3 protein-coding genes are annotated in these 1,563 nt (G+C 59.3%); all 3 read left to right on the forward strand.

From position 1 onward, the window contains the following. Positions 1–1,010, forward strand: a 1,010-nt coding sequence (locus J5J06_06780; protein MCO6436774.1) for a carbamoyltransferase HypF, incomplete at its 5' end; no start/stop codon positions are given. A 1-nt stretch (position 1,011) separates the two neighbouring features. After that, entirely contained in the window at positions 1,012–1,269 is a 258-nt protein-coding gene (locus J5J06_06785; GenBank protein MCO6436775.1) for a HypC/HybG/HupF family hydrogenase formation chaperone, read from the forward strand. Then, the coding region (locus tag J5J06_06790; GenBank protein MCO6436776.1) for a hydrogenase formation protein HypD at positions 1,266–1,563 on the forward strand (298 nt) is incomplete at its 3' end. The genes J5J06_06785 and J5J06_06790, both read left to right, overlap by 4 nt.

Here is a 1,563-nt window from a genome sequence, read left to right on the forward strand (position 1 = left end):
CCTTCCTCAGTCACCACATCGGTGATATGGAAAACTACGAAACTTTACAATCTTTTGAGCAGGGTGTGGAGCATTTCGAGCGGTTGTTCCGCGTCAAGCCGGAAGCGATCGCCTATGACATGCACCCAAACTACCTTGCCACTCGTTACGCGCTCGAGCGTGCCGAACGGGAAAACCTGCCGACCGTGGCGGTCCAACACCATCATGCGCACATCGCGGCGTGCATGGCAGAGCATGGATTGAACGAACCGGTCATCGGCGTTTCGTTCGACGGCACGGGCTACGGCGAAGACGGCGCGATCTGGGGCGGGGAATTCCTCGTCGCTGAGTACAAATCCTATCAACGCGCGGCGCATCTGGAGTATTTCCCGTTGCCGGGCGGGGACGCGGCGATCAAGCGACCTGCCCGCACAGCATTGGCTTTGTTGTGGAGCCTCGGCTTGGAGTGGGAGGAGGCTCTTGCACCGGTCAAGGAATTTTGCGCGGAGGATTTTGTCACTTTGCGGGTGCTGTTGGAGAAGCGAATTAACACGCCCATGACCTCCTCGATAGGACGGCTGTTCGATGCGGCGGCGGCGCTGGCGGGTGTGCGGCAAAAGGTCAATTATGAGGGGCAGGCGGCGATCGAGTTCGAGGCGCTGGCAGATGAGGCTGAAGCGGGAGTCTATGCCTTTGATGTGGAAGCAGGCCAGGTCGGAGTTAGAGGCGCTGTGGAGGTATTGGTCAGGGATGTGAGGAGGGGAGTCTCAATTCAGAAGGTTTCGGCGCGCTTTCACAACGGTCTGGCGGAGGGGGTGAGGGGGGCTGTCAAAAGAATCAGCCTCGAAACGGGGATTCGGTCGGTCGTTCTGTCTGGCGGGGTGTGGCAGAATATCACACTATTGCGACGAACTTTGTCACTATTGCGGAGTGACGGTTTCAAGGTATACATACATCGAGAGGTCCCGACGAACGACGGCGGGCTTTCGCTGGGACAAGCCGCCATCGCGGCGATGAGATTGCGAGGTTGAAATGTGTTTAGGCGTACCTGGAAAGATCGTTGAAATTTACGAAAAGAATGGCTTGAAGATGGCAAAGGTGGATTTCGGCGGCATCTTCCGTGAAGCCTGCCTCGATTATGTGCCGGAGGCGCAGGTGGGGGAGTATTGCGTCATTCACGTGGGGTTCGCGATCAGCCTGTTGAGCGAGACCGAGGCGATGGAGACGCTCGACCTGTTGAGACAGATCGGCAGCATCGAAGAAGAGTTGGGACCCGGGACAGCAGCATGAAGTACGTGACCGAATACCGCGACGCGGCGCTGGTGAAGGGCATGATCGAGGAGATCCGCCGCACGGTGACGCGTCCGTGGACGATGATGGAGATCTGCGGCGGTCAGACGCACGCCATCGTTCGGCACGGGATCGACCAACTGCTTCCGGCTGAAATCGAGTTGGTGCACGGCCCGGGTTGCCCGGTCTGTGTGACGCCGCTGGAGTTGATCGACAAGGCGCTCGCCATCGCCTCGCGCCCGGACGTGATCTTCTGCTCCTACGGCGACATGCTGCGGGTGCCCGGCTCCGGGC

The sequence above is a fragment of the Phycisphaerae bacterium genome (assembly GCA_024102815.1).
Taxonomy (GTDB): Bacteria; Planctomycetota; Phycisphaerae; order UBA1845; family UBA1845; genus JAGFJJ01.